The following is a 25,222-nucleotide window of genomic DNA, read 5'->3' as shown; positions in this document are numbered from 1 at the left end:
TACGCCTCTTCCTTTCACAGGTTGGTTCACCAAATTATATTTCATACTACTTATAGTTAGAATCTATTACTTTGTTTCGTACGTTTTAATTTTTCCTACGCGGTTTTCGTGACGGCCACCTTCATAGTCAGTTGTCAGCCAAATTTTCGCGATATCACGCGCTAGACCCGCTCCAATTACACGCTCGCCCATTGCTAACATGTTAGTGTCATTATGCTCTCTCGTCGCTTTCGCACTGAAAGTATCATGAACTAATGCACAACGAATACCATTTACTTTGTTTGCTGCGATTGACATACCAATGCCTGTCCCGCAAACTAAAATGCCACGATCCACTTCACCATTCGCTACCATTTCTGCTGCTGGAAACGCAAAATCAGGGTAATCAACAGAACCAGCCTCACATTCACAACCTAAATCAATATATTCAATATTTAACTCTTCTAATAAACTTACAAGTTCTTTACGGATATTCATACCGCCGTGATCAGATGCTACTACTACTTTCATTTTTACCCCTCCAAAGTTTCAATCAATTATCTTCATTTCACACTCGCTACCTTAATGGAACGAAGTGATCTCCAATATCGTATTATACACGAAACATCAACCTTCTGAATGTTTTTTCAGTAAAGTTTGTACAAGTTTTTCCATCTCTTCTAACGTTTCTTTATAAATAGAAAGCGATCCGCCAAATGGATCTGAAATATCCTTACTTACACCCTCAGTTAATCCATATAATGTATCCAATTTCTTTTCAACACTCGGATAATGCCCAAGTACAATTTGCTTATGGTTTTCCGTCATTGTTACTACAATATCCGCCCAATCAACCAAAGTATCGTTTACCTGCTGTGAAGCATGATCGATTACAATTCCTTTTTCAGCTAAAGCTTCCTTTGCATGTACCGACGCATCGCTTCCAGGATAGGCGAAAACACCAGCAGATTGCACTTCAAATTTACCTTCTCCATAATGACGAAGCAAAGCCTCAGCCATCGGACTACGGCATGTATTTCCAGTGCAAACAAATAACACCCGTTTCATCTAAACCCACCCCTTTTTTCTGTTTCCTACCATTTATCCCGCTATTTGCGGACAGTAAGACTCCCACCTCAAAATTCGGCAAATGCGAGGGATTTAGGTGGGAGTCGGGCTGCCCGTAAAAGCCCAATTGGTGAGGGCTAATAATCAGTGGGGGATGGACAAACCCCCCACTGACTAAAGTTTCACTTTATCATAGCGTACATTAGAATAGAACAAAAGAAATGTGAATATACGAAAGGCGCATTTCTCTTATATTTTTTCTAAGAAAAATGCGCCTTATCCACATATATGTGAAACCCTATTTCCAAGTGCCCAAAGTATTTACCATACATAATGAACACACTACGAAACAAAATAAGGAATCCATTTCATACGAAACAGATTCCTTTCATACAATAATTATTTCATTGTAACTTTCATTACTTCTGTTGAACCTTTTGTAGCTGCTACACCCACAGTTGTCTTAATAGACTCAGCTGCATCTGTGTTTGTAATAACGATTGGAGTAATTGTGCTTTTCGCTTTTTCACGAATTAATTCTAAGTCGAATGAGATTAATTTATCTCCAGCTTTTACAGCTTGTCCTTCAGAAACGTGAGCTTCGAAACCTTCACCTTCCATTTTTACAGTTTCTAGTCCAACGTGAATTAAAATTTCTGTACCGTTTTTCGCTTTAATTCCAATAGCATGTTTCGTGTGGAATAATTGTACGATTTCACCATCAACTGGAGATACAACTACACCTTCAGTAGGATCGATTGCAACACCGTCACCCATCATACGACCAGCGAATACTGGATCTGGTACTTCTTCAATATTTTTCACTGCTCCAGTTAATGGAGCTACGATTGTTTCTTCATTTGTTTTTGAACCAAAACCGAATAATTTTTTAAACATAGGATAGTCCTCCTTATAATTTACCTAAAAGTTTATAGGGCAATCTCTATTCAAGATCGAAATACACGTAAGACTTCATACTTCGAATGTTATACTGTAAAAACGCTTTCGAAATAAATCATGTCATTACTACTAGACTCCTATTGTAGCGCCTCACAAAATCCCAGTCAATTCTGATTGTCTGAATAACAATGCGAAGTTAACTTCTACTTATATTTTCTCTTTTTTTCACTTACTTGTCTAGAGGTCTTTACTACATTTTATTTTTTGTTGTTAATTTGTAAAATTTCTTTCAAATTTTTGTTAAGATCCACTTGACTAAAGTAAGTAACTATTTTGTTATTTACTTACATAAGATAAGCAAATAACTTTTAGGGGGTTTCAAAAATGATGGATATCGGTCTTCTTATTATTCGTCTTATTATAGGAATTACATTCATGGGTCACGGTGCTCAAAAATTATTCGGTTGGTTTGGTGGCTACGGTCTGAAAGGAACAGGTGGCTTTATGGAATCAATCGGTTTACGCCCTGGTGTATTTATGGCATTTATGGCTGGCGCAACTGAACTATTAGGTGGTTTCTTATTCGCATCAGGTATTTTCACTGTAGTCGGTTCATTATTTATCGTAGGAACAATGTTAGTAGCAATCTTCACAGTTCACGGAAAAAATGGTTACTGGGTAACACAAAACGGATTCGAATATAATTTAATGTTAATCGCTGTCGCTATCGGTGTAGCTTTAATTGGACCTGGCGCTTACGTTTTACTTTAATATTTATCTCTATTTCAAGATATTTACCAAAAAAGAGATTACTTCAAATTGAGGTAATCTCTTTTTCACATCATCAAAAAAATATTATTTTCAGCAGGAGATTCCCATTGATATCTTGTAAACAAACAATAAGTATTCATATTTAGAAAGGGGATTACAACATGTTATCCATTAATCCAAACGAACAAACCGAAAAAGATAATTACAAATTACTAACAGGAAGTATCATTCCACGTCCTGTTGCATTCGTTACTTCTGTAACTAAAGATGGTGTATTGAACGGTGCGCCATATAGTTATTTCAATATCGTCGCTGCCAATCCACCACTTATCTCAGTTTCAGTACAACGAAAAGAAGGAAAACCGAAAGACACTTCCCGAAACGCAATCGAAAAAGGGGAATTCGTCGTACATATTTCTGATGAATCTTACGTAGAAGCGATCAATGAAACAGCAGCCAACCTACCTCCTAATGAAAGTGAAATCGAATTAGCAAAACTAACACCGATCGACAGTGATGTCATTTCAGTACCAGGGGTGAAAGAAGCAAACATTCGAATGGAATGCGTATTAGAACGCGCTATCCCGCTCGGCGGAACCGAAGACTCACCAGCTTGTGATCTACTAATTGGCCGTGTCGTTCGCTTCCACGTCGCAGAACACTTATACGAAAACGGCCGAATTCACGCCGAAGAACTAAAACCAATAAGCCGCCTAGCAGGACACAACTACGCAAAACTAGGAGAACAATTTGAATTAGTAAGGCCACTTTAAAAGTGAAGGCGGCTCGTTCAGCTCTGACCAGCTAAGGTTCTTAGATGCGAAGAGCTGGCCACTGGAGCTGGATACATCTAAAAGCGTAACCGGCTCGTTCAGCTTCGTCACTCAAACATAAAATCCCCCGCTTTAAGCGGGGGATTTTTTCACTGTAATTCTTCGTTCTTCTCCTCTATTGCAGGTAATTTCTCTTTTTTAGATTTACCAAGCTTTATAACAAAGAAATATAAAGAAAGTAATGTGATAAGGAAAACAATTAAGAATGGGTACGGTGAATAAAACACACGCGCTGCCTCAGATTTTCCTGCAACAAATTTTAATGACTCAATATCTAAAAACTCAGCAAACATTTGTACACCGATCATACTAAACCAAAAAACAAAAAAACTAATAATAATACCAAAAACTTGTTTTAATCTCGTCATTTGTACCACCCTTTTTATATTTGCAGAGTATTGTATTCAGGTGTACAGAAAGGAATTATCTTACCATTCACGAATCAATTTAATCCAACCTAAAACCGCAATTTGCAAAATAATGCCCCAAATGATAAGCCTACGTAACCATCTTGGAAAAAAGGTTATAAATACGACATACCATTTTAGCATCCGATTTATATTCCCACCCTCATATGAAAATTATATAGGAAAAAGGAGATATAATCCAAACCCAACAAGAATAATACCACCTACTATTTCACCATATGTACCAAGCATACCTTTCGCATGTCTACCGATTAATAAACCAATCCACGCTAACAACATGCTAATAAATCCAAAAAGTAATATAGTAACAATCGTCTGCGCTCCGTAGATTCCAAGACTAAGACCTACTGAAAAACTATCTATACTGACACCAAATGCAAATACAAATAAACTAATTCCAATTGGAGCAGTTCTAGTCTCTTCACCTTCTAAAATAGACGCATATACGATATAGAACCCTAGTCCAATCAATAAAATGGCTCCTGCAAAATTCGCAACATCCCCATACCTCTCTGATAGAAAACGTCCTAATATCATTCCGGTAAATGGCATGATAATATGAAATATTCCTATCGTCATACCGATATAAAGGATTTGTCTTAACTTTAATGTCACCATCCCCATACCGAGGCTCACTGAAAATGCATCCATCCCTAAGGCGAACGCCATAATTATTAAAGGTATTAGCTGTTCAAGCGTCATTCATGTCCCCCCTCGGACGTGCTACTTCACAATATGCTTATCCGAGGAGAAATATTCTGTTTGCTCAAGGTACATTATCATTCAGTGATAATATGATGTCCCGCAGCTTTTGTTAAACGATTCATAATTGCATTTCCTATTCCTTCATTCGGGAATGACTCACTAAAAATAACATCTACTTCACTTGCATCAAACGTTCTAAGTACATCATATAATTTAGTCGCAACGCTAGCTAAATCACTTCGCATACCACAAGATAATACAACATCAGCACTATATACATGTTGATACTCTTCGGTCGTTAATACACCTACTTTAAGCCCTTCTTTCTTTTTCTCATCCACAATAAGCTGAATAAACTCTCGTGATCCTTCAACAATACTAAGTGGTGCTTTCGGTGCATAGTGTGTATATTTCATTCCCGGTGATTTTGGCTTTTCTTTCGCATCCTTTAAAGCTGGATCTAAAGAAACATTTCCTATCACGGCTTCTAATTGCTCCTTCGTAATCCCACCTGGACGTAAAATCGTCGGAACCTCGCTCGTACAATCAATTACAGTTGATTCAACGCCTACTCCTGTTGCCCCGCCATCAACAATACCAGCAATTTTTCCATTTAAATCTTCATACACATGAGAAGCTAACGTTGGACTTGGGCGTCCTGAACGATTCGCACTCGGTGCCGCAACAGGCACGTTTGCCTCTTCAATAAGGGCGAGCGCTACTGGATGATCCGGCATCCTCACTCCGACTGTATTAAGTCCTGCCGTAACCCTCTCTGAAATCCCTTTTTTTCTCGGTAAAATGATTGTTAATGGTCCTGGCCAAAAATGCTCCATTAACTTTTCTGCAACCGGCGGAATTTCTCTTACAATACCATCTAACTGAGATTTTGTTCCTATGTGGACAATCAGTGGATTATCGCTTGGTCTCCCTTTCGCTTCAAAAATTTTCGCTATCGCTTCATCATCCATTGCGTTTGCTCCTAACCCATATACCGTTTCCGTCGGGAAGGCCACCGCTTCATTTTCTCTTAATAATCTCGCTGCTTCTTTTAATTGTGGATAATATTTTTTTCTTTCCACAACATTATCCACAATCCACATATTTGTATGCATTTTTCCCCACGTCCTTTTCTACCATGAAATACTTGTCTATTTTTAGTTTACTATGAGATTTATCCAAAAGACAAACAAGGTTTATCCACAAAATGTGGATAAACCTTGTTAATCCGTGGATAACTTTGTGAATAGCTGACAATTTAGTATTATTGCATTTAGCTCTTTTATATTTTTACAAAAGTGTTCTAACTGTCGAATTTCCTCTGGTACTTCCTCTTTCTCTATAATGACAAAGTTAAAAAACTGAAAGATTGTCACAGATTGTGGATGATTTGTGAGTAAGTACAATTGTCGAATATCTTTTTCTTTCATATACTGCAAAAACATCTCAAAAAAATATAAGAAAGTCTGTTTATCCACATTAGGTGTGAATAAACAAGAACGGATAAGTGCATTTTCTCCACTTTGTTCATATCCAATTACCGCTCGTATTTCTCCCGCCTCTTCCAAGATCATAAATTGTGCGTACAACTCATTTATTTTATCATCTTTTTTATTAGCTTGTCCGAAAAAAGAATGCAATCTTTCTACATCTGCTTTCGTAGCAAAATACACGTTCTTCATAGTAAATCCCTCCTCATTGATATATATGAGGAAGGATTTATTAATAGTACTATTTAGAGAATAAAGATGTAAAAGCTTCGACGATAAATAATTTAACCTCTGGTTTTTCTTCTTCCTCTTCTACTGTTACATACTCATTTTCCTTTTCTTGTTTTTGCTCCACAGGTTTCTCTACTTTTTTTACAGGCTGTTCTTCTACTTGCGTTTCGTGTTTTACTACTTTCTTTTCCTGTGCTGTTACTTTTTCAGCTTTTTCCAGCTTTACTACTTTCTTTTCTTTCACCTTATCCTCTTTCTTCTCCGGTGCATCCACTACTTCCTCATCTGGTTGTCTCACCTGCTCCTCTTCAGGAGATTCAGCTTTCACAACATGTTCTTCTTTCCTTACAGCTGTACCACTTGAAAAATCTAAGAAACACATCGGTGGAAATAACACACACCACCAGTTTGCACCTTCACCTTTTCCAATTGTAATAAGTACCGCTTCATATTCTCCTGCCGGATAAATAAAATTCCCATATACCTTTGTAGGAAACTTCACATTCTTACCGAATTTCACTTGAAACGCCTCTTTACTTCCTTCTCTTTTCAGCGTATTCGCCACTGTCTTTTCAATTTCAGGAATATGATTTTGAATTACTTTTCGAGCTTCTTCAAATGACGTTAAATCCGCTACCCATCCATCAATTTGTACTTTCACTTCATCACGTACTTTACGTTTTAATGCCTGATCTTTATCAGAATCACTATTAGCTAAAATACGTAATCGAACGGCCTCTTTCGGAATAACAGCAGGCCCTTTTGCATCAGCTTTCATATATCCAAACTGCACAAGTAACTGTGCACCAATTAATAATAAAAGAAAGTAAGCAATAACTTGTTTTTTCATTTCCTCCACCGTCCCCTCTAGAAACAGTGTGGACAGAGTTACTTCTTTCTAAACTATTAAATTCAAAATCTATATAAATTTTTGTAACTACTCCGCCACTCTATGAAAGGCCGACAGAAAAGCATTTTTTTAAATGGACGAGAGGGACTGGCTACGTACAGGAGCGGTCAGGGCCTTTTCCTGCCACACGCAAAGTTTTAAAACAAAGAAAGCTAGCAAAGTGTATGTCCATTTTTATTTTCATGGCAGCAATCTATATGCTGAAAAATGAAAATAACTTTCTATAGGTAATAAGAGGCGTATTTTCTCTGGAATAATACTCCTTACCAAACTTCTAAATGAAATGTATGGCTGAGTAGTTACGAATTTTTTATACAAAAAATAGAGTAAGGCTTATGCCTTACTCCATCTCTGCAAATACCATGCGATCTTTTCCATTAATATCAAATACAACTTCAACTTGAGCGCGCGGGAAAGTTTGCTGTAATAATGCTTTCACATCTTCACCTTGCCCTACACCAATTTCGAACGCCACAATCGCCTTTTTCTGTAATACATTCGGCAATTCCTCCATAAAACGACGATAGAAATCTAGTCCATCTTCCCCACCAACAAGCGCACGCTTCGGCTCATGCTCCTTCACAACAGTAGAAAGACCACGCCAATCTTCCTCTGGTATGTACGGAGGATTGGAAACAACAACATCTAACTTCTGACCTGTTTCATAAAACGGCGACAGTAAATCGCCGTGATAGAAAGTTACATCCGCCCCTAAAGTTTTTGCATTTTCTTTTGCAACTTCAATCGACTCCTGTGCGATATCTACTGTATGCACATGAAGATTTTTATTTTCTAAAGCGAGCGTAATAGAAATCGCTCCACTACCTGTTCCAATATCCGCTATGTGAAGCTCCTCATTACCGAAATGGCGCTCAATTCTCTCTAGCACCCCAACTATAAGTTCCTCTGTTTCCGGTCTTGGTATCAATACCTCTTCATTTACAAAGAATGATCGGCCATAAAACATTTCATAACCAAGCATATATTGGATCGGAGTACCTTCTACGTGCTTGTGGATAAATTCTGCAAAACTTTTCTCTTGTTCCGCAGTTATTTCTTCACGCATATTCATGAGCATTCCGGTTCTGTTCGTCTTTAATACATGACAAAGGACAATTTCTCCCGCATTTTCATCTCGTCCATTTTCCTGTAAAAAAGAAGAAGCCCATTTCAGGGCTTCATAGACACGCATTACTCAGCTGCCTCCATCTTTTGAGCCTGATCTTCCATCACTAAGGCATTGATGAAATCATCTAACTTACCTTGTAGGATTTGATCTAGCTTTTGAATCGTTAAACCGATTCGATGGTCTGTAACACGGTTTTGCGGGAAGTTATACGTACGAATACGCTCTGAACGATCTCCCGTACCAACAGCTTGTTTACGGTTTTGATCATACTCAGCTTGCGCTTCTTGTCTAAACTTATCATAAACACGTGCGCGTAATACTTTCATCGCTTTTTCTTTATTCTTAATTTGTGATTTCTCATCCTGACAAGATACAACTACACCAGTCGGTAAATGTGTTAAACGTACCGCTGACATCGTTGTATTAACGCTTTGTCCACCTGGACCACTAGAAGCAAACGTATCAACACGAACATCTTTTTCATGAATATTAATTTCTACTTCTTCTGCCTCTGGTAATACAGCTACAGTTGCTGTAGATGTATGAATACGTCCACCAGATTCCGTTTCAGGAACACGTTGTACACGGTGAGCACCATTCTCGAATTTCAGCTTAGCGAAAGCACCTTTACCATTAATCATAAAGATAATCTCTTTATATCCACCTAACTCTGTATAGCTCGCTTCGATAATTTCAGTTTTCCAACCTTGCACCTCAGCATAACGGCTATACATACGATATAAATCACCAGCAAATAAAGCCGCCTCGTCACCACCAGCAGCACCACGAACCTCAACGATAACGTTTTTATCATCATTAGGGTCTTTTGGAACAAGTAAAATTTTCAGACGTTCTGATAATGTTTTCTCTTGTCCTTCTAATTCAGAAACCTCTTCTTTTACCATGTCACGCATATCAGCGTCTAACTTATCTTCTAACATTGCTTTTGCATCTCGTAATTGCTCACGAACATCTTTATACTCACGGTACACCTCTACCGTGTCCTGAATATCAGATTGCTCTTTTGAATACTCACGAAGCTTATTTGTATCGCTAATAACCTCTGGGTCACTTAACAACTCATTCAACTTCTCATAACGATCTTCTACAGCTTGCAAACGATCTAACACACCATTCACCTCTACATCCTAGTATCTAATACAAATAGTATATGGTACTTAATCAAAAAAACGCAAATTATATTTAAAAGTGTAGGTGGCTCGTTCAGCTCTGACCAGCTAAGGTTCTCTCGCACAAAAGGTGCTTTTCACCTTGAGTAGCGGAGGTTCTTAGGCACGAAGAGCTTGCCACCAATCTTCATCTATTTTCGAAAAAAACCCGCTCTACATAGCGAGTTTCATTTATCTTTGTTTTGTAGGTACTGCATGACAATGACGACAACGTGGTTCATACGATTCTGAAGCCCCAACTAAAATAATTGGATCATCAAATGCCGCTGGTTCTCCATCGATTAAACGTTGCGTACGACTTGCAGGAGATCCACATGCAGAACAAACTGCCTGCAATTTAGTTACATGTTCAGCAATCGCCATCAGCTGAGGAACTTGTCCAAATGGTAGACCACGGAAATCTTGGTCTAATCCAGCTACAATGACGCGATAGCCACGATTTGCCAATACTTGCACCACTTCCACAATGTCCCCATCAAAAAATTGTACCTCATCGATTGCAATAACATCCATTTCTTCTGTTACATGGTTAAATATATCTTTTGAAGCTGAAACAGGAACTGCTTTAACCTTTAATCCATTATGTGATACAACATCTTCTTCACTATAACGATTATCAATACATGGTTTAAATACAATTGCATGTTGTTTCGCAAATTGTGTACGGCGTATACGGCGGATGAGCTCTTCTGATTTTCCAGAAAACATACTCCCGCAAATCACTTCAATCCAACCATTTTGATTCATTAAGTACATTGAGCTCTCCTTTCATCTACTTTCCTAATCCAAAGTAGGGTAAAGGTTTAATATTTTCGCAAAAAAAACAGACAAGCGAATACATACACTTGCCTGTTTTATGTTCTTTATTACTTAATACCGTATTTCTTATTGAAGCGGTCAACACGTCCGTCTGCAGTAGCAAACTTCTGACGTCCAGTGTAGAATGGGTGAGAATCAGAACTGATCTCAATTTTTAGTAATGGATAAGTGTTACCATCTTCCCACTCAACAGTTTCGCTAGAGCCTTTTGTAGACCCGCTTAAGAATTTGAAGCCAGTGTTCGTGTCCATAAATACAACTTTATTGTAATTTGGATGGATTCCTGCTTTCATTCTTTTCATCTCCTTCCGCCCTGAATCATTTTCGAAACAGAGTTTTTCATCTTCAGCTGCTTACACAACTATATTGATGAAACACATATGATGAAATTATAACAAGGCTAACCCCATTTTGCAACTACCTGTTTTTGTCTTTTTAAAATTAAAAGCGCAAGCGGCTCGTTCAGAATCGTAGGGCACTTCAAGCTCTCGATCCAAATATGATTTTCATCTCAAAAAAACAAAACTATTTCCATATATTACTCTCTCTAATATTCCCTTAAAAACATAAAAAACTCGCTTACTACGAAATAAGCGAGTCTCAATCTTTTCCCTTTACTTAGTTGTTACATATCTTTTTGAGTCTGCAACAATGTTTTGTAAAAATTCTTCATTTGTCTTTGTTTGACGAAGTTTACGTAAGAAGCCTTCAACAAAGTCTGGTGTATCACGCATTGTTTTACGAATACCCCACAGCTTGTCTAAATGTTCTTTCGGAATTAATAGGTCTTCTTTACGCGTACCAGAGCGACGAATATCAATCGCCGGGAAGATACGACGCTCAGCTAATGAGCGATCTAAATGAAGTTCCATATTTCCAGTTCCTTTAAATTCTTCGTAAATTACATCATCCATACGAGAACCTGTATCAACAAGCGCTGTTGCTAAAATTGTTAAGCTACCGCCCTCTTCGATATTACGTGCAGCACCGAAGAAACGCTTTGGCCTATGGAAAGCAGCTGGATCAATACCACCTGATAGAGTTCTACCACTTGGCGGAATAACAAGGTTGTAAGCACGCGCTAAACGGGTAATACTATCCATTAGAATGACAACGTCTTTTTTATGCTCTACAAGACGCATTGCACGCTCTAATACAAGCTCCGCTACTTTAATATGATTCTCTGGCACTTCATCAAAAGTAGAACTTACAACATCACCTTTAACAGAACGTTCAATATCTGTTACTTCTTCTGGACGCTCATCAATTAAAAGTACAATTAATTCTGCTTCCGGATGATTTGTTGTGACACTGTGTGCAATTTCTTTTAACAGACTTGTTTTACCAGCCTTTGGAGGCGCGACAATTAAACCACGTTGTCCAAATCCAACTGGTGCGATTAAATCCATGATGCGTGTCGGTAACTTTTTCGTTTCCGTTTCCAATTTCATTTGGCGATCTGGGTATAACGGTGTTAATGCAGGGAAATGCACACGCTCTTTTGCTGAGTCTGGATCATCTCCGTTTACAGCTTCAACTTGTAATAATCCAAAATAGCGTTCATTTTCTTTCGGAGGTCGTACTTTACCAGAAACCTTATCTCCATTACGTAAATCGAAACGACGAATTTGCGAAGCCGAGATATAAATATCTTCTGAGCTTGGAGAGTAGTTGATAGGACGTAGGAATCCAAATCCTTCTGATTGAATAATTTCTAATACGCCTTCCATGAAAAAGAAACCTTCTTTTTCTGCTCGAGCTTTTAAGATAGCGAAAATCAGCTCTTTTTTCGTTAACTTGCTGTAATACGAAATCTTAAATTCTTTCGCAAGCTCGTATAACTCTTTTAATTTCATGTTTTCTAATGCTGCAATTGACAAATTCATTCAGACACCACACTTTAACGTTATTCTCTTTTCACATGGGTAAAGGGAAAAAATACGGAAGGCAAATAAATAATAATGAAAGGCAATAAGTTCAAGTAGGATAATATTCACTATTGTAACCCTTTTGTCTAGTTTTAATCAATACGTTGAAACACAAATACAAGAAGCGAAGACAAGAAAATTTGTCTTCGCCTTTTATATTTCTTACTTTTTTCTACTCACCTTATTATAAAGAAGAATAGATAAGGCATTTCTGCTTTTATTTAATCTAGCTCCAGCGGCTAGAATCTCCGGTCATTTCACTCTCTCACTCGAAGCAAAAAGCGCTTCAAGGTCGAGAGTTTGAAGTGCCCTGCGATTCTGAACGAGCCGCCTCCACTTTTTACTTAATCCAGCTTCAGCAGCTAGAATGGTCGGTGGCTTCGCTTCTTCCTACGAGGCAAAAAGCGCCTCTACGTCAGAAGCTCCATCCCCCTCCCATTCTGAACGAGCTGCTTACGCTTTTTACTTAATAACCAAATTCGGTTTTTTGTTTAAGCTATGGCGTCCGTCTACGAAGCGTACTGTACCTGATTTTGCACGCATAACAAGGGATTGTGTTGTTCCTACGCTACCTTTAAATTGAACACCACGTAATAGTTCTCCGTCTGTTACACCTGTCGCTGCAAAGATTGCATCGTCACCCTTTACTAAGTCTTCCATACGAAGGATACGATTTATATCTTCAATGCCCATTTTTTTACAACGCGCTAATTCAGCTTCATTTTGAGGAAGAAGCTTCCCTTGGATTTCTCCACCTAAACATTTTAATGCAACAGCCGCTAATACTCCTTCAGGCGCCCCACCAGAACCGAATAAAATATCTACACCTGTACGGTCAAATGCTGTATTAATTGCTCCAGCTACATCTCCATCGTTAATTAACTTAATACGAGCTCCAGCTTTACGAATTTCTTCAATAATTGCTTGATGACGTGGACGATTTAAAACTGTCGCTACAACATCTTCAATATCTTTATTTTTCGCTTTCGCCACAGCACGTAAGTTATCGATGATAGGTGCGTCGATATCAATTGCTCCAACCGCTTCTGGGCCAACCGCGATTTTATCCATGTACATGTCAGGAGCATGTAACAAATTGCCGTGATCTGCAATTGCAATAACAGCAAGCGCATTCCAGCCGCCAGCCGCTACGATATTTGTCCCTTCTAAAGGATCAACTGCAACGTCTACGCGTGGTCCATATCCTGTACCCAATTTCTCTCCGATATATAGCATTGGCGCTTCATCCATTTCGCCTTCGCCAATTACAACTGTACCTTTCATCGGAATTGTATCAAATACATCACGCATAGCTGATGTTGCTGCACCATCTGCCTCATCTTTTTTTCCGAGACCCATCCAACGCGCTGATGATAATGCTGCAGCCTCTGTTACACGTACTAACTCCATAGATAAACTTCTTTCCACGATAATCCCTCTCCTTTAAGTCTTTATATTTCTGCCGTATTTTGTGAACCTTGTTTTTCTATAAAGTGTGCTTCCGTTAGTAGTGATTCTTCGCTCCCCATTAACGGAAGTATCACCACCTTATCCCGATTGGTGAGGGCTAATAATCGGCGTGGGATACCCCATACTGATTAAAGTTTCACTTTATGCATTCTTCATTTCTTCAATTTCTTTCTTTGTCATTTGTTCTCGCCAAATGTTTGCGCCAAGCCCTTTAAGCTTGTCTACTATATTTTCGTAACCTCGATCAATATGATCAAGCCCCGTTACTTCTGTAATGCCATCTGCCATTAAACCCGCAATAACAAGGGACGCACCAGCTCGTAAGTCACTCGCTTTCACCTTCGCACCTTGCAATAAAACAGGTCCAGTCACAATTGCTGAACGGCCTTCTACTTTAATTTGCGCGTTCATACGGCGCAATTCATCAATATGCTTGAAACGTGCGCTGTAAATTGTATCAGTTACAACTCCTGTTCCATGCGCTTTTGTTAAAAGTGTTGTAAACGGCTGTTGTAAATCTGTTGGAAACCCTGGATATACAAGCGTTTTTACATCAACTACTTTTAACCTTCTATTGCCATTCACTGTAATTTGGTCATCGTTCGTTTCAACTTGAACACCAGCTTCTCTTAGCTTCGCAGTAACGGATTCTAAATGCTGAGGAATAACATTATCAACTGTTACTTCTCCTCCTGACGCTGCTCCTAAAATCATATACGTACCAGCTTCAATACGGTCTGGGATGATAGTGTGGTGACACCCATGTAAAGAATCCACACCATCAATTCGGATTACGTCTGTACCAGCACCTTTAATACGTGCTCCCATACTCGTTAACAATGTAGCTACATCAATAATCTCTGGTTCTTTCGCTGCATTTTCAATAACAGTTCTACCTTTCGCTCGTACAGCCGCTAGCATAATATTAATCGTAGCTCCTACACTAACAACATCTAAATAAATACGCGCTCCACGTAGTTCGTCTGCTCTTAAATAAATGGCACCTTGTTCATTTGTAACATGTGCCCCTAACGCTTCAAACCCTTTAATATGCTGATCAATCGGTCGTGGCCCTAAATGACATCCACCTGGAAGCCCAATAACAGCTTTTTTAAAACGGCCAAGCATTGCACCCATTAAATAATAAGAGGCGCGCAATTTTTTCACTTTTCCATTTGGTAAAGGCATCGCAACCATGTTAGAAGGATCGACTACCATCTCTTCTTCCTGCCCATAAGTTACTTTCCCTCCAATTTCCTCCAGTAAGTCTCCTAACATTTTCACGTCCGAAATATTAGGAACGCCACCGATAGTTACTGGAGTATCTGCTAAAATTGTCGCTGGAATTAGTGCAACAGCACTGTTCTTTGCACCACTCACGCGAATTGTTCCATTCAAAGCTCTTCCGCCTTCAACTAGCAACTTTTCCATATTGAGCTCCCTTCTTGTGAATGTATTTATCTTCTACTTCTTTAATAAGGAGAAGTAGAAGATTCCCCCTTAAGAATCTCAATCCCTCTTTCCATCCAAACTCAATAAGTAGAAAACCATCACCTGCAGCTCCCCTGCTGTACAAATAGATGAAGATTAACTATTCATCGAATCAAATTCCTCAATTCAGATACTTACCACATTTATTAATAGGATTATGCACATTATTTTCTATATTCGCAAACCAAAAATTCACTTTATAAAATCTTTAGATTTGTTCGCGCTTTCATTATACAACAAAAGGAAACCGTCTAAAAGACTAGACGGTTTCCAAAACGGAATTTTATTCTTACGCTTTACCGTTAGAACCGAACTCACGCATTTTACCAGCAACAGTTGCTTTGATAGCGTCGCGGCCAGGTCCAATATATTTACGAGGATCGTAAACTTCTTGGTCTTTGTTTAATGCTTCACGAACAGCCTTTGTAAACTCAATTTGGTTCTCAGTGTTTACGTTAATTTTTGAAGTACCTAAAGAAATAGCTTTTACGATATCAGCAGTTGGGATACCAGTACCACCGTGTAATACTAAAGGTACGCCAGTGAAGTCACGAACTTGTTCCATTTCAGCGAATCCTAAGTTAGGCTCACCTTTGTAAGGACCGTGTACAGAACCTAAAGCTGGAGCTAGGCAATCGATACCTGTTGCTTCAACAAGGTGCTTACACTCTGCAGGATCAGCGTAAATTACGCCTTCAGCGATGATGTCGTCTTCTTGTCCGCCAACTGTTCCAAGCTCAGCTTCAACAGATACGTTACGAGCGTGTGCGTATTCTACCACTTTTTTAGTAGTTTCAACGTTTTCATCGAATGGGTGGTGAGAAGCGTCGATCATTACAGATGTAAAACCTGCATCAATTGCTTCTTTACACTTTTCGAAGCTTGAACCATGATCAAGGTGAATCGCTACAGGAACAGAAATGTTCATTTCTTCGATTAAAGCTTTAACCATAGCTACAACTGTTTTGAAACCAGTCATATGACGAGCTGCACCCTCAGATACACCTAAGATTACAGGAGATTTTTCTTCTTCCGCAGCAGCTAAGATAGCTTGAGTCCACTCTAAGTTGTTCATGTTAAATTGACCAACTGCGTATTTTCCTTCTAGTGCTGTGTTTAGCATTTCTTTCATAGAAACTAAAGGCATGGTGAATCCTCCTAAAAAACGTTTTTTGTATCCGATAAGTTCTTATCGCTGGTAGTATGACCAGGATAAGGTAAAATATGTATATTTACATACCGGACTTCTTTCTACACTCAATAGGATAACAACTTGTACTCAAAAACTCAACCGTATTCACCTGCTCAATAGTCCATGTAAACGCTTTTTTCCATATTTTTTATAAAAAATTCATTTTTTACGCCTCTACAGCAAGCTGATCTCTCACTGCTTGACGAATCTCATCAATATCAAACGGTTTAGCAAAGTGCATTAAAGCTCCTAAATCTTTCGCTTCTTGAATCATATCCAATTCTCCATAAGCAGTCATTAAAATCACTTTAATACTCTCATCAATTTCTTTTACATGTTTTAAAATCTCTATACCATCCATACCTGGGATTTTCATATCTAACACTACTAAATCTGGATTATCTTTTTTCACGATATCTAAAGCTTGAAATCCATTCGCTGCTTGGAACGTCTGATAACCTTCTTTTTGGAACACTTCATGCAATAAAACACGAATGCCATATTGATCATCAACGATTAAAATTTTCCCTTCCATAACTCCCAACCTTTCTGTGTAAGTACAAGATTTAAAGCTTCTTATATCTTATCGGTTTATTTTCGCTACTCTTTGCCAAATCCCTTCCTATTCTTTCTTATTTTACCGTTTCCTATTTTGTTATGCCACCCTACTATTTCCCCTTTCCAAAAAAAATAAGCTATAATGAGAACCAGCTAACACGAAAGAAAGGAGCAACAACATGTTAAAAATTTTCTCGACTCAATTAAGTGGATATTTCTCAAAAATTTCTCAAAAAGAGGAAATGAATATAGAAGATAGCGCTCGTCTACTTGCCCAGGCGTTAGTTGGCGACGGTTTCATTTACTTGTATGGTACAAACGAAATGGAGGGTATTGTTTCAGAAGCATTATTTGGCGCCGAACCAATGAAACAAGCAAAACGTTTAATAGAAAACGGTGAACTGGCGGTAGTGACTTCTGCGGACCGCGTACTTCTTATTAGTCGTTTTTCGACAGATGAAGAAATTATAAAAGCCGCGAAAAAACTTCATGAAGAAGGCCAATCTATCGTTGGAATCTCGGCTATTCAAGAAGGTGCTGAATCACTGGAACAATATACAGATGTACATATTGATACAAAGCTGTTAAAAGGTCTTATTCCAGATGATGAAGGTAACCGTTATGGTTTCCCAAGTTTAATTGTAGCTTTATTTGCTTATCACGGAATTAAATTTACAATTGATGAAATAATTGGGGACTATGAATAATTTATGTTAACAGGGCCTAAAACTTAGTTCCTGTTATACATTTCTATTTAATCTTCTTTGCTAATACGCGTACTTAACAATTTACTTCTTTCTATATCCGAATAATATTGAAATCCAACTTAAGCAAGTAAACGACCGACGTATCGTTCCTATCTTTTTTCATATAAACGGGAAATCATTCTCTGTCGTGGATAGAAATGGCCATTTTTTAGATCACACTAATTCCAATTTTAATATCATCAGTGTCGTGCACACATTTAGTCATATGTATACTGAAATATCAGATGCAAACTTTAATGAATAGTTAAAAACAGATGTCTATATTTTCATGAGAGACCTTCTTATTTTCAATATGTTAATTAAACGCGGCATTATATCAAAGTTTGAAAACCAAAATATATTTGTATCTAACAAATATGATGGTCCAATATTTGTTGATAAATTTAAAGAAATATTTGCGATTGCTTAAGAAACCATCGACGCTCATATGGACTGGATTTCCTCAGGGAATAATAATTCTAGAATCTCCACACTTCTTGAAACTTTAGAATTACCTGTAGATACAAGAGATATGAATGTTATCAAAAAACAGTATAGAAGTTTAGCAAAGAAATATCACCCTGATACAGGAAATGGCTCAGAAGAAAAAATGAAAAAAATTAATGTAGCTTACGAGGAACTTTGCCAACAACTTGCAGCATCCTAAGTCATTATTATAATTACATAGAAAACTTATAAAAAAACAGCCATCACTTTAAAGTGACGGCTGTTTTTTTATTACTTGCTCTCTTTATTCGTAATAGAAGCACTTACGAAATCATGGAACAATGGTTGTGGACGGTTTGGACGAGATACAAGTTCTGGATGGAACTGTGCTGCCACGAACCAAGGGTGATCTTGTAATTCAATAATTTCCACTAGACGACCGTCTGGGCTTGTACCAGAGAATACAAATCCCGCTTTTTCCATATCTGGACGGAATTGATTGTTGAACTCATAACGATGACGATGACGCTCATATACAACCGGCTCGTTGTAAGCATTGTAAGCATTTGTTTCTTCAGCAAGCTTACATGGGTATAGACCAAGGCGAAGCGTACCACCTAAATCTTCTACATCTTTTTGTTCTGGTAATAAATCGATAATTGCATAAGGTGTGTCAGGATTAATTTCAGAAGAGTTAGCCCCTTCTAATCCTAATACGTTACGTGCAAATTCGATTGATGCAAGTTGCATACCTAGGCAAATTCCTAAGAATGGAACTTTGTGTTCACGAGCATATTGAATTGCAACGATCTTACCTTCTACACCACGATCGCCGAAGCCACCTGGTACAAGGATACCATCTGTGTCGCCAACTAATTCTTTTACGTTCTCTGCTGTTACGTGCTCAGCGTTTACCCATTTCACTTCTACATCTGTGTCGAATGAATAACCTGCATGACGAAGTGCTTCTACAACAGAAATGTATGCATCTTGAAGCTCTACGTATTTACCAACAAGAGCGATTTTTGTTTTCTTAGAAAGGTTACGTACTTTATTAACTAGCGCAGTCCACTCTGTCATATCTGCAGCTGGATTGTCTAATTTTAAGTGATCGCAAACGATTTGGTCCATGTTTTGTTCTTGAAGAGATAATGGAACCGCATATAAAGTATCTGCATCGCGTGCTTCGATAACTGCTTTTGTATCGATGTCACAGAATAATGCAAGCTTGTCTTTCATGTCCTGAGAAACAGGTAGTTCTGTACGAACAACGATAATATTTGGTTGAATACCTAAGCTACGAAGCTCTTTAACGCTATGTTGCGTTGGTTTTGTTTTCATTTCACCCGCTGCTTTTAAGTACGGGATTAACGTACAGTGAATGTACATTACATTGTCACGACCGATGTCGCTCTTAATTTGACGAATTGCTTCTAAGAATGGCAGAGACTCAATATCACCAACAGTTCCACCGATTTCTGTAATAACAACGTCGGCGTTTGTTTCGCGACCAGAACGATATACACGTTCTTTAATTTCGTTAGTAATGTGAGGAATAACTTGAACTGTTCCTCCTAAATATTCACCACGACGCTCTTTTTGAAGAACTGAAGAGTAAATTTTACCTGTTGTTACGTTGCTGTATTTATTTAAGTTGATGTCGATAAAACGCTCATAGTGACCTAGGTCTAAGTCCGTTTCTGCACCATCATCTGTTACGAATACCTCACCGTGTTGGTATGGGCTCATAGTCCCTGGGTCTACGTTAATGTATGGATCAAACTTTTGAATAGTTACGTTTAAACCACGATTTTTTAAAAGTCTTCCAAGAGATGCTGCTGTAATACCTTTTCCTAAAGACGATACTACACCGCCTGTTACAAAAATATACTTAGTCATGAAAATACTCCCTTCTACTTCGTTGTTATATAATCACCGTTGCAAAGTGCAACGTATGTAGATAACACTGTATCTATCTTATTGTTAGACTCTTTTTATTTTCTAAACAAAAAACAAAAAAGAAAATTGCTCCCCTCATCACATAAAGTAATAAGTAGGGAGCAATTTTCTTTTATATTTACACTTTAAAAGTATTATCGTCTTTTTTTAAAGAGCCCAAAAATGATTCTACATGGACGATAATGAAAAGTCAAGAACTACCGCTCTTCCTCTTCTTCTTCTTCAGTTTCATCGTACTCAAGTTCTTCTTCTGCGAAGTCTTCATTATCTTCTTCTACATCATCTGCGTCTTCGTCTTCAAGAACCTTGTCCAAATCTTCTACATCTTCTTCTACATCATCTTCTACATCTTCTTCTACATCATCTTCTTCAATGTAGTCGTCAAAACCGTCCTCTTCAACTTTGCGTTTCTTCTTTGGTTTTGGCTGAGGCAGAATTTCTTCATCAATTTGCTCATATGGGTACCAGCTACGTAGCCCCCAACGATTTTCGCCTAAATTAATGAAACGTCCATCGATGTTTAAATCTGTATAAAATTGTGCGAGTTTCGCATTAACTTGTTCTTGAGATAGTCCCAGCACTTGAGCGATTTCTTGAACCAACTCGTTGAATGTCGTTGCTTGTCTTTTATCCCCTAAAACGCTATGTACAACTTCAATCATTGAACATTCTTTTAGCTCTTCTGGTGAATATTGCTTAAAATTCACTTATGCGGCACTTCCTTTCTTCAAATATAACCTTATATACAACGGTCTGCTTAAAAAAATCCATACTATTCATTATAAACAAAAGTCGCACAAATATGCTACAAAAAAAACGGGAAACTTTTATCCCGCTATTTGCGGGCAGTAAAACTCCCACCTCAAAATTCGGCTGGAGCAAAGAAGTTAGGTGGGAGATCCACTGCCCGTAAACGCCCGATTGGTGAAGGCTAATAATCAGTGTGGGATGAACACCCCCCCCCCACTGATTAAAGTTTCACTTTATATGGTAATAAAATTATAATTTGTCTATTCCTTATTTCGGAAACATATGTGCTCCTTGCAGTACATACCTAATTTGCATTTCAGTATATTCTTCAAGCGTATACAGTTTTTGCAGGGCCCAACGTCTAAATCCCCACATTTGTCCTTGTATGAAAATATTATGTGCAAGAAGCTGTACTTCCTTTTTATTTAGTGTAAATGTCCCATTTTCCGTACACTGCTCTAAAATATTCTCAAATATCCCGACCATTTGAAACTCTTTTTCTAATACATATGGGAGTGATTCTTTCGGTAAAAAACGTACCTCTTGATACATAATTAATACTTCTTCTTGCAATTCATCCATCACTTTAAAGTAATTCGTTATCGCTATCTTTAAGCTTTCTATACTTCCCTTCTCTGTACACACTACTTCCTCTAACCGCTCTTTTACATGTTCATAAATACTATCACAAACTAAATATAATACATCATCTTTTGTGCGAATATATTCATACAGTGTTCCGATACTAAATCCAGCCGCTTTCGCAATTTCTCTCGTTGTTGTACGCGGGAATCCTTTTTGCTTAAACAGCTGCACCGCACCTTTAATCATCTGTTCACGCCTTAACGCAACTAATTTTTCATCTTTCACTGACGCATGTACATTATGTTTAACCATCCCTTCACCTCTCTCTATTATTTTTGGAAGTAAAAAGCGTAGGAAAATACCTACGCTTTCGTTCCTACTTCGTTAACATACGAGAAATTACAAGCCTTTGAATCTCTTGTGTTCCCTCATATATTTGTGTAATCTTTGCATCGCGCATATAACGCTCTACTGGATAATCTTTCGTATAACCATAACCACCAAATACTTGTACTGCTTCAGTCGTTACCTTCATCGCTGTATCACCTGCAAATACTTTTGACATCGCTGATTCTTTCCCGTACGGAAGCCCTTCAGATTCAAGCCAAGCCGCTTGATATGTTAAAAGACGCGCTGCCTCTACATCCGTTGCCATATCTGCAAGTTTAAAGCCAATTCCTTGTTGCGCCGCAATTGGCTTCCCAAACTGATGACGTTCTCTTGCATATTCTACAGAAGCATCTAAAGCGGATTGTGCAATCCCGACCGCTTGCGCCGCAATACCATTACGGCCGCCATCTAACGTTTGCATCGCAACTTTAAATCCTTGGCCCTCTTCCCCTAGCAGATTCTCTACAGGAATACGGCAGTCTTCAAACATAATTTCAGTCGTTGGCGAAGAACGAATTCCTAACTTACTTTCCTTCTTCCCAACTGAAAATCCTAGCGTATCACTCTCCACAATAAATGCACTCGTGCCGCGTTGCTTTGACTCAGGATCTGTTAATGCAAAAACAACATAAATATCAGCAATGCCGCCATTTGTAATAAAGATTTTCGAACCATTTAAAATGTAATGGTCTCCATCTCGTTTTGCAGTCGTCCTCATTCCACCAGCATCTGACCCAGAGCTTGGTTCTGTTAAGCCATATGCACCAATTTTCTTCCCTTCAGCCATTGGGCGCAAAAATTTTTGTTTTTGCTCTTCCGTTCCAAATTTAAAAATCGGCCATCCAGCAAGTGAAGTATGTGCAGACAACGTTACACCTGTAGAAGCACAGACACGAGATAATTCTTCAACGGCAATTACATACGCCAAGTAATCGCTTCCAATTCCGCCGTATTCTTCAGGCCACGGAATACCGGTTAAACCAAGCTCTGCCATTTGATCGAATAAAGCGCGATCAAATCGCTCTTCCTCATCACGCTCTGCTGCCGTCGGTGCTACTTCATTCCTTGCAAAATCCCGAACCATTTTTCTTATCATTTCATGTTCTTCTGATAATTTAAAATGCATTCCCGTCTCCCCCTCTGCCTTTTTATAAAGCTCGACTAATTACAAGCTTTTGTATTTCGCTCGTTCCTTCATATATTTGTGTGATCTTCGCATCACGGAAAAATCTTTCTACTGGATAATCTTTCGTATAACCATAACCACCAAATACTTGCACCGCTTCAATCGCAACTTCAACAGCCGTCTTAGAAGCAAATAATTTCGCAATAGAAGCTTCTTTACCGCATGGTAATCCTTGTGCTCTTAGCGATGCTGCTCTGTATACAAGTAATCGCGCTGCTTCTACGCTAGTCGCCATATCTGCAAGTTTGAATCCGAGTCCTTGCTGCGCCGCAATTGGCTTTCCAAATTGCTCACGCTCTTTCGCATAATCAATCGCACATGCAAGCGCCGCTTCCGCGATTCCTAATGCCTGCGCTCCGATTCCAATTCGCCCAACATCTAAATTCGCCATTGCCACCTTAAATCCTTGTCCTTCTTCACCAAGTAAATTCTCGACCGGCACTTTCATATCTTCAAACGTAAGTTGCACTGTACGAGAACCAAGAAGACCCATCTTATGCTCATCTTTTCCGATGATTAAGCCTGGTGTATCTTTCTCTACTATAAATGCTGAAATCCCGCTTTTCCCCGCATCTGGATTTGTAGACGCGAAGACGATATATGTACTTGCTTCACCACCATTTGTAATAAAGACTTTCGATCCATTAATGATGTAGTGATCGCCTTTCTTTACAGCTCTTGATTTCAAACTACCTGCATCTGATCCTGCATTCGGTTCTGTTAGAGCAAATGCGCCTAAATATTCACCAGTCGCCAGTTTAGAAACATATTTCTGCTTCTGTTCTTCTGTTCCAAAATACAAAATCGGATTCATTCCAACTGACGTATGTACAGCTAAAATTACACCAACCGTTGCGCTTACCTTTGAAATTTCTTCAATCGCTAGAATATAAGAAATAAAATCCATTTCTGCCCCGCCATATTTTGCAGGCGCTGGAATACCCATTAGTCCAAGCTCACCCATCTTTTGCAAAATCTCTTTTGGGAACACCCCTTGTTCCATACTAGGAACAAAGGGAGCTATTTCCTTCTGTGCAAAATCTCGAACCATTTTCCTCATCATTTGTTGCTCTTCAGTAAAATGAAAATTCATGTACTTCGCCTCCGTTTGCTATATATCCTTTTAACAACTTGGTCAGACCACTACTTTAATAAAGGGAGGAATTTATTCGTAAACGTAGAAACCACGACCCGTTTTACGCCCTAACCATCCTGCATTCACATACTTACGTAATAATGGACATGGGCGATATTTACTATCTCCTAATCCTTCATGCAACACTTCCATAATGTATAAACACGTATCTAAACCGATAAAATCAGCTAATGTAAGTGGTCCCATCGGATGATTCATACCGAGTTTCATTACTTCATCAATCGCTTCTTTCGTTGCTACACCTTCATATAACGTATAGATCGCTTCGTTAATCATCGGTAATAAAATACGGTTCGATACAAACCCTGGGAAATCATTTACTTCAACTGGCACTTTCCCGATTTTTTTCGTAATATCCTCAATCGTTTCGTACACTGCATCATCTGTAGCTAAACCACGAATAATTTCAACGAGTTTCATAACCGGAACTGGATTCATAAAGTGCATGCCGATTACTTTCTCAGGACGTTTCGTTACCGCTGCAATTTCCGTAATTGGTAACGATGACGTATTCGTCGCTAAAATTGCGTGTTCTGGAGCGATTTCATCTAGATTCGCAAAAATTTTCTTTTTAATATCCATTTTCTCAACAGCTGCTTCAATAACAAGATCCGCTTCTTTTACACTATTTAAATCGAGCGTCCATGTAAGACGATTTAAAGTCGCTTCTTTCTCTTCTTCCTTCATACGGCCTTTTTCTACTTGACGGGCTAAATTTTTCGAAATAATAGCTAGCCCTCGGTCTAATTGCTCTTGCTTTAAATCTTGCACTTTCACATCATAGCCTGCCATTGCACACACTTGTGCGATACCTGAACCCATTTGCCCTGCACCAATTACAACTATTTTTTGTACACCCATTCTTTCTTCCCCCTTAATATAAGTTGTTAATAAACCAAAAATTTTCTGAA

General features: G+C 38.5%; 28 protein-coding genes. 4 read left to right on the top strand and 24 right to left on the bottom strand.

Going from position 1 to position 25,222, the window contains the following annotated elements:
• Positions 1–66: 66 nt before the first annotated feature.
• The 3 genes from rpiB to MR071_RS19760 all read right to left on the bottom strand — a co-directional run bounded on the left by rpiB (position 67) and on the right by MR071_RS19760 (position 1,944).
• Complete coding sequence (gene rpiB / locus MR071_RS19770; RefSeq protein WP_000869917.1) at positions 67–510, bottom strand: ribose 5-phosphate isomerase B; 444 nt, start codon at positions 508–510, stop codon at positions 67–69.
• A gap of 96 nt (positions 511–606) precedes the next feature.
• Positions 607–1,047: a low molecular weight protein arginine phosphatase gene (locus MR071_RS19765; protein WP_105586061.1), complete on the bottom strand. Its 441-nt coding sequence runs from the start codon at positions 1,045–1,047 to the stop codon at positions 607–609.
• A 399-nt stretch (positions 1,048–1,446) separates the two neighbouring features.
• Positions 1,447–1,944, bottom strand: a complete 498-nt coding sequence (locus tag MR071_RS19760) for a PTS sugar transporter subunit IIA (RefSeq protein ID WP_000473645.1) — start codon at positions 1,942–1,944, stop codon at positions 1,447–1,449.
• Positions 1,945–2,331: 387 nt separating this feature from the next.
• Between MR071_RS19760 and MR071_RS19755 the strand changes: the two genes are divergently transcribed.
• Positions 2,332–2,718, top strand: a complete 387-nt coding sequence (locus MR071_RS19755) for a DoxX family protein (protein ID WP_105586063.1) — start codon at positions 2,332–2,334, stop codon at positions 2,716–2,718.
• 161 nt (positions 2,719–2,879) lie between these two features.
• A complete protein-coding gene (locus MR071_RS19750; protein WP_002123782.1) occupies positions 2,880–3,491 on the top strand; it encodes a flavin reductase family protein in 612 nt (203 codons plus the stop codon).
• Positions 3,492–3,640: 149 nt separating this feature from the next.
• On the opposite strand, the gene MR071_RS19745 is transcribed toward MR071_RS19750, so the two are convergent.
• The 15 genes from MR071_RS19745 to spo0F form a co-directional block, all read right to left on the bottom strand.
• Entirely contained in the window at positions 3,641–3,919 is a 279-nt protein-coding gene (locus MR071_RS19745) for a DUF3935 domain-containing protein (RefSeq protein ID WP_105586064.1), read from the bottom strand.
• A 60-nt stretch (positions 3,920–3,979) separates the two neighbouring features.
• Entirely contained in the window at positions 3,980–4,102 is a 123-nt protein-coding gene (locus tag MR071_RS25505) for a hypothetical protein (protein ID WP_255835269.1), read from the bottom strand.
• A gap of 30 nt (positions 4,103–4,132) precedes the next feature.
• Positions 4,133–4,681 carry a manganese efflux pump MntP gene (locus MR071_RS19740; protein WP_105586065.1) on the bottom strand — a complete coding sequence of 183 codons (549 nt, stop codon included), beginning with the start codon at positions 4,679–4,681 and terminating at the stop codon, positions 4,133–4,135.
• Between the two features lie 77 nt (positions 4,682–4,758).
• Positions 4,759–5,799, bottom strand: a complete 1,041-nt coding sequence (locus MR071_RS19735) for an L-threonylcarbamoyladenylate synthase (protein WP_105586066.1) — start codon at positions 5,797–5,799, stop codon at positions 4,759–4,761.
• A gap of 108 nt (positions 5,800–5,907) precedes the next feature.
• Positions 5,908–6,366 (bottom strand): GNAT family N-acetyltransferase, encoded by a 459-nt coding sequence (locus MR071_RS19730; RefSeq protein WP_002016300.1) that lies wholly within the window; start codon positions 6,364–6,366, stop codon positions 5,908–5,910.
• 49 nt (positions 6,367–6,415) lie between these two features.
• Positions 6,416–7,255 carry a stage II sporulation protein R gene (gene spoIIR, locus MR071_RS19725; RefSeq protein WP_105586067.1) on the bottom strand — a complete coding sequence of 280 codons (840 nt, stop codon included), beginning with the start codon at positions 7,253–7,255 and terminating at the stop codon, positions 6,416–6,418.
• A gap of 400 nt (positions 7,256–7,655) precedes the next feature.
• Entirely contained in the window at positions 7,656–8,507 is an 852-nt protein-coding gene (prmC, locus tag MR071_RS19720) for a peptide chain release factor N(5)-glutamine methyltransferase (RefSeq protein ID WP_105586068.1), read from the bottom strand.
• Positions 8,507–9,574: a peptide chain release factor 1 gene (gene prfA / locus MR071_RS19715; RefSeq protein WP_002113060.1), complete on the bottom strand. Its 1,068-nt coding sequence runs from the start codon at positions 9,572–9,574 to the stop codon at positions 8,507–8,509. Before prfA ends, prmC begins: the two co-directional genes overlap by 1 nt.
• A 231-nt stretch (positions 9,575–9,805) precedes the next feature.
• On the bottom strand, positions 9,806–10,390 hold the full coding sequence (locus MR071_RS19710) for a thymidine kinase (RefSeq protein ID WP_000281086.1): 585 nt from the start codon (positions 10,388–10,390) through the stop codon (positions 9,806–9,808).
• A 110-nt stretch (positions 10,391–10,500) separates the two neighbouring features.
• Entirely contained in the window at positions 10,501–10,746 is a 246-nt protein-coding gene (locus tag MR071_RS19705; protein WP_000643447.1) for a type B 50S ribosomal protein L31, read from the bottom strand.
• A 321-nt stretch (positions 10,747–11,067) separates the two neighbouring features.
• Complete coding sequence (gene rho, locus MR071_RS19700; RefSeq protein WP_002123767.1) at positions 11,068–12,339, bottom strand: transcription termination factor Rho; 1,272 nt, start codon at positions 12,337–12,339, stop codon at positions 11,068–11,070.
• Between the two features lie 504 nt (positions 12,340–12,843).
• The gene (gene glpX / locus MR071_RS19695) at positions 12,844–13,809 is read right to left on the bottom strand and encodes a class II fructose-bisphosphatase (RefSeq protein ID WP_105586069.1); all 966 of its coding nucleotides are present in this window, start codon (positions 13,807–13,809) and stop codon (positions 12,844–12,846) included.
• 183 nt (positions 13,810–13,992) lie between these two features.
• Positions 13,993–15,282: a UDP-N-acetylglucosamine 1-carboxyvinyltransferase gene (gene murA / locus MR071_RS19690; protein ID WP_242237645.1), complete on the bottom strand. Its 1,290-nt coding sequence runs from the start codon at positions 15,280–15,282 to the stop codon at positions 13,993–13,995.
• A gap of 349 nt (positions 15,283–15,631) precedes the next feature.
• A complete protein-coding gene (locus tag MR071_RS19685; protein ID WP_002016312.1) occupies positions 15,632–16,489 on the bottom strand; it encodes a class II fructose-bisphosphate aldolase in 858 nt (285 codons plus the stop codon).
• 211 nt (positions 16,490–16,700) lie between these two features.
• Positions 16,701–17,069: a sporulation initiation phosphotransferase Spo0F gene (gene spo0F / locus MR071_RS19680; protein WP_000398592.1), complete on the bottom strand. Its 369-nt coding sequence runs from the start codon at positions 17,067–17,069 to the stop codon at positions 16,701–16,703.
• A 202-nt stretch (positions 17,070–17,271) separates the two neighbouring features.
• On the opposite strand from spo0F, the gene MR071_RS19675 reads away from it, so the two are divergent.
• Both MR071_RS19675 and MR071_RS19670 read left to right on the top strand, forming a co-directional pair.
• Positions 17,272–17,799 carry a DUF2529 domain-containing protein gene (locus MR071_RS19675; RefSeq protein WP_105586071.1) on the top strand — a complete coding sequence of 176 codons (528 nt, stop codon included), beginning with the start codon at positions 17,272–17,274 and terminating at the stop codon, positions 17,797–17,799.
• A 487-nt stretch (positions 17,800–18,286) separates the two neighbouring features.
• A complete protein-coding gene (locus tag MR071_RS19670; protein ID WP_105586072.1) occupies positions 18,287–18,505 on the top strand; it encodes a J domain-containing protein in 219 nt (72 codons plus the stop codon).
• A gap of 71 nt (positions 18,506–18,576) precedes the next feature.
• Here MR071_RS19670 and pyrG read toward each other — a convergent pair whose 3' ends face one another.
• The 6 genes from pyrG to MR071_RS19640 all read right to left on the bottom strand — a co-directional run bounded on the left by pyrG (position 18,577) and on the right by MR071_RS19640 (position 25,172).
• Positions 18,577–20,184 (bottom strand): CTP synthase, encoded by a 1,608-nt coding sequence (gene pyrG / locus MR071_RS19665; protein ID WP_105586073.1) that lies wholly within the window; start codon positions 20,182–20,184, stop codon positions 18,577–18,579.
• 257 nt (positions 20,185–20,441) lie between these two features.
• Positions 20,442–20,951, bottom strand: a complete 510-nt coding sequence (rpoE, locus tag MR071_RS19660; protein WP_242237643.1) for a DNA-directed RNA polymerase subunit delta — start codon at positions 20,949–20,951, stop codon at positions 20,442–20,444.
• A gap of 310 nt (positions 20,952–21,261) precedes the next feature.
• Positions 21,262–21,891: a TetR/AcrR family transcriptional regulator gene (locus MR071_RS19655; protein ID WP_105586075.1), complete on the bottom strand. Its 630-nt coding sequence runs from the start codon at positions 21,889–21,891 to the stop codon at positions 21,262–21,264.
• A gap of 64 nt (positions 21,892–21,955) precedes the next feature.
• Entirely contained in the window at positions 21,956–23,095 is a 1,140-nt protein-coding gene (acdA, locus tag MR071_RS19650; RefSeq protein ID WP_193646739.1) for an acyl-CoA dehydrogenase AcdA, read from the bottom strand.
• A gap of 22 nt (positions 23,096–23,117) precedes the next feature.
• On the bottom strand, positions 23,118–24,248 hold the full coding sequence (locus tag MR071_RS19645; RefSeq protein WP_105586077.1) for an acyl-CoA dehydrogenase: 1,131 nt from the start codon (positions 24,246–24,248) through the stop codon (positions 23,118–23,120).
• 72 nt (positions 24,249–24,320) lie between these two features.
• Positions 24,321–25,172: a 3-hydroxybutyryl-CoA dehydrogenase gene (locus MR071_RS19640; protein WP_105586078.1), complete on the bottom strand. Its 852-nt coding sequence runs from the start codon at positions 25,170–25,172 to the stop codon at positions 24,321–24,323.
• Positions 25,173–25,222 lie beyond the last annotated feature (50 nt).

It is taken from the genome of Bacillus cereus group sp. BfR-BA-01316, assembly GCF_022664195.1.
In the GTDB taxonomy this organism is placed as follows: Bacteria; Bacillota; Bacilli; order Bacillales; family Bacillaceae_G; genus Bacillus_A.
The sequence above is the reverse complement of the archived record's forward strand: the minus strand, read 5'-3'. Positions and strand labels throughout refer to the sequence as shown.

Bases quoted from the DNA above. Each gene is read 5' to 3' on its own strand.
- MR071_RS19705 (WP_000643447.1), bottom strand. From the start codon at position 10,746: ATGAAAGCAGGAATCCATCCAAATTACAATAAAGTTGTATTTATGGAC.
- MR071_RS19735 (WP_105586066.1), bottom strand. From the start codon at position 5,799: ATGCATACAAATATGTGGATTGTGGATAATGTTGTGGAAAGAAAAAAA.
- MR071_RS19645 (WP_105586077.1), bottom strand. From the start codon at position 24,248: ATGAATTTTCATTTTACTGAAGAGCAACAAATGATGAGGAAAATGGTT.
- MR071_RS19640 (WP_105586078.1), bottom strand. From the start codon at position 25,172: ATGGGTGTACAAAAAATAGTTGTAATTGGTGCAGGGCAAATGGGTTCA.
- MR071_RS19760 (WP_000473645.1), bottom strand. From the start codon at position 1,944: ATGTTTAAAAAATTATTCGGTTTTGGTTCAAAAACAAATGAAGAAACA.
- murA (WP_242237645.1), bottom strand. From the start codon at position 15,282: ATGGAAAAGTTGCTAGTTGAAGGCGGAAGAGCTTTGAATGGAACAATT.
- spoIIR (WP_105586067.1), bottom strand. From the start codon at position 7,255: ATGAAAAAACAAGTTATTGCTTACTTTCTTTTATTATTAATTGGTGCA.
- rpiB (WP_000869917.1), bottom strand. From the start codon at position 510: ATGAAAGTAGTAGTAGCATCTGATCACGGCGGTATGAATATCCGTAAA.
- MR071_RS19710 (WP_000281086.1), bottom strand. From the start codon at position 10,390: ATGTACTTAATGAATCAAAATGGTTGGATTGAAGTGATTTGCGGGAGT.
- prmC (WP_105586068.1), bottom strand. From the start codon at position 8,507: ATGCGTGTCTATGAAGCCCTGAAATGGGCTTCTTCTTTTTTACAGGAA.
- MR071_RS19730 (WP_002016300.1), bottom strand. From the start codon at position 6,366: ATGAAGAACGTGTATTTTGCTACGAAAGCAGATGTAGAAAGATTGCAT.
- MR071_RS19670 (WP_105586072.1), top strand. From the start codon at position 18,287: ATGGACTGGATTTCCTCAGGGAATAATAATTCTAGAATCTCCACACTT.
- MR071_RS19745 (WP_105586064.1), bottom strand. From the start codon at position 3,919: ATGACGAGATTAAAACAAGTTTTTGGTATTATTATTAGTTTTTTTGTT.
- MR071_RS19765 (WP_105586061.1), bottom strand. From the start codon at position 1,047: ATGAAACGGGTGTTATTTGTTTGCACTGGAAATACATGCCGTAGTCCG.
- MR071_RS19655 (WP_105586075.1), bottom strand. From the start codon at position 21,891: ATGGTTAAACATAATGTACATGCGTCAGTGAAAGATGAAAAATTAGTT.
- MR071_RS19675 (WP_105586071.1), top strand. From the start codon at position 17,272: ATGTTAAAAATTTTCTCGACTCAATTAAGTGGATATTTCTCAAAAATT.
- MR071_RS19685 (WP_002016312.1), bottom strand. From the start codon at position 16,489: ATGCCTTTAGTTTCTATGAAAGAAATGCTAAACACAGCACTAGAAGGA.
- pyrG (WP_105586073.1), bottom strand. From the start codon at position 20,184: ATGACTAAGTATATTTTTGTAACAGGCGGTGTAGTATCGTCTTTAGGA.
- spo0F (WP_000398592.1), bottom strand. From the start codon at position 17,069: ATGGAAGGGAAAATTTTAATCGTTGATGATCAATATGGCATTCGTGTT.
- MR071_RS25505 (WP_255835269.1), bottom strand. From the start codon at position 4,102: ATGCTAAAATGGTATGTCGTATTTATAACCTTTTTTCCAAGATGGTTA.
- rho (WP_002123767.1), bottom strand. From the start codon at position 12,339: ATGAATTTGTCAATTGCAGCATTAGAAAACATGAAATTAAAAGAGTTA.
- acdA (WP_193646739.1), bottom strand. From the start codon at position 23,095: ATGCATTTTAAATTATCAGAAGAACATGAAATGATAAGAAAAATGGTT.
- MR071_RS19740 (WP_105586065.1), bottom strand. From the start codon at position 4,681: ATGACGCTTGAACAGCTAATACCTTTAATAATTATGGCGTTCGCCTTA.
- MR071_RS19750 (WP_002123782.1), top strand. From the start codon at position 2,880: ATGTTATCCATTAATCCAAACGAACAAACCGAAAAAGATAATTACAAA.
- MR071_RS19755 (WP_105586063.1), top strand. From the start codon at position 2,332: ATGATGGATATCGGTCTTCTTATTATTCGTCTTATTATAGGAATTACA.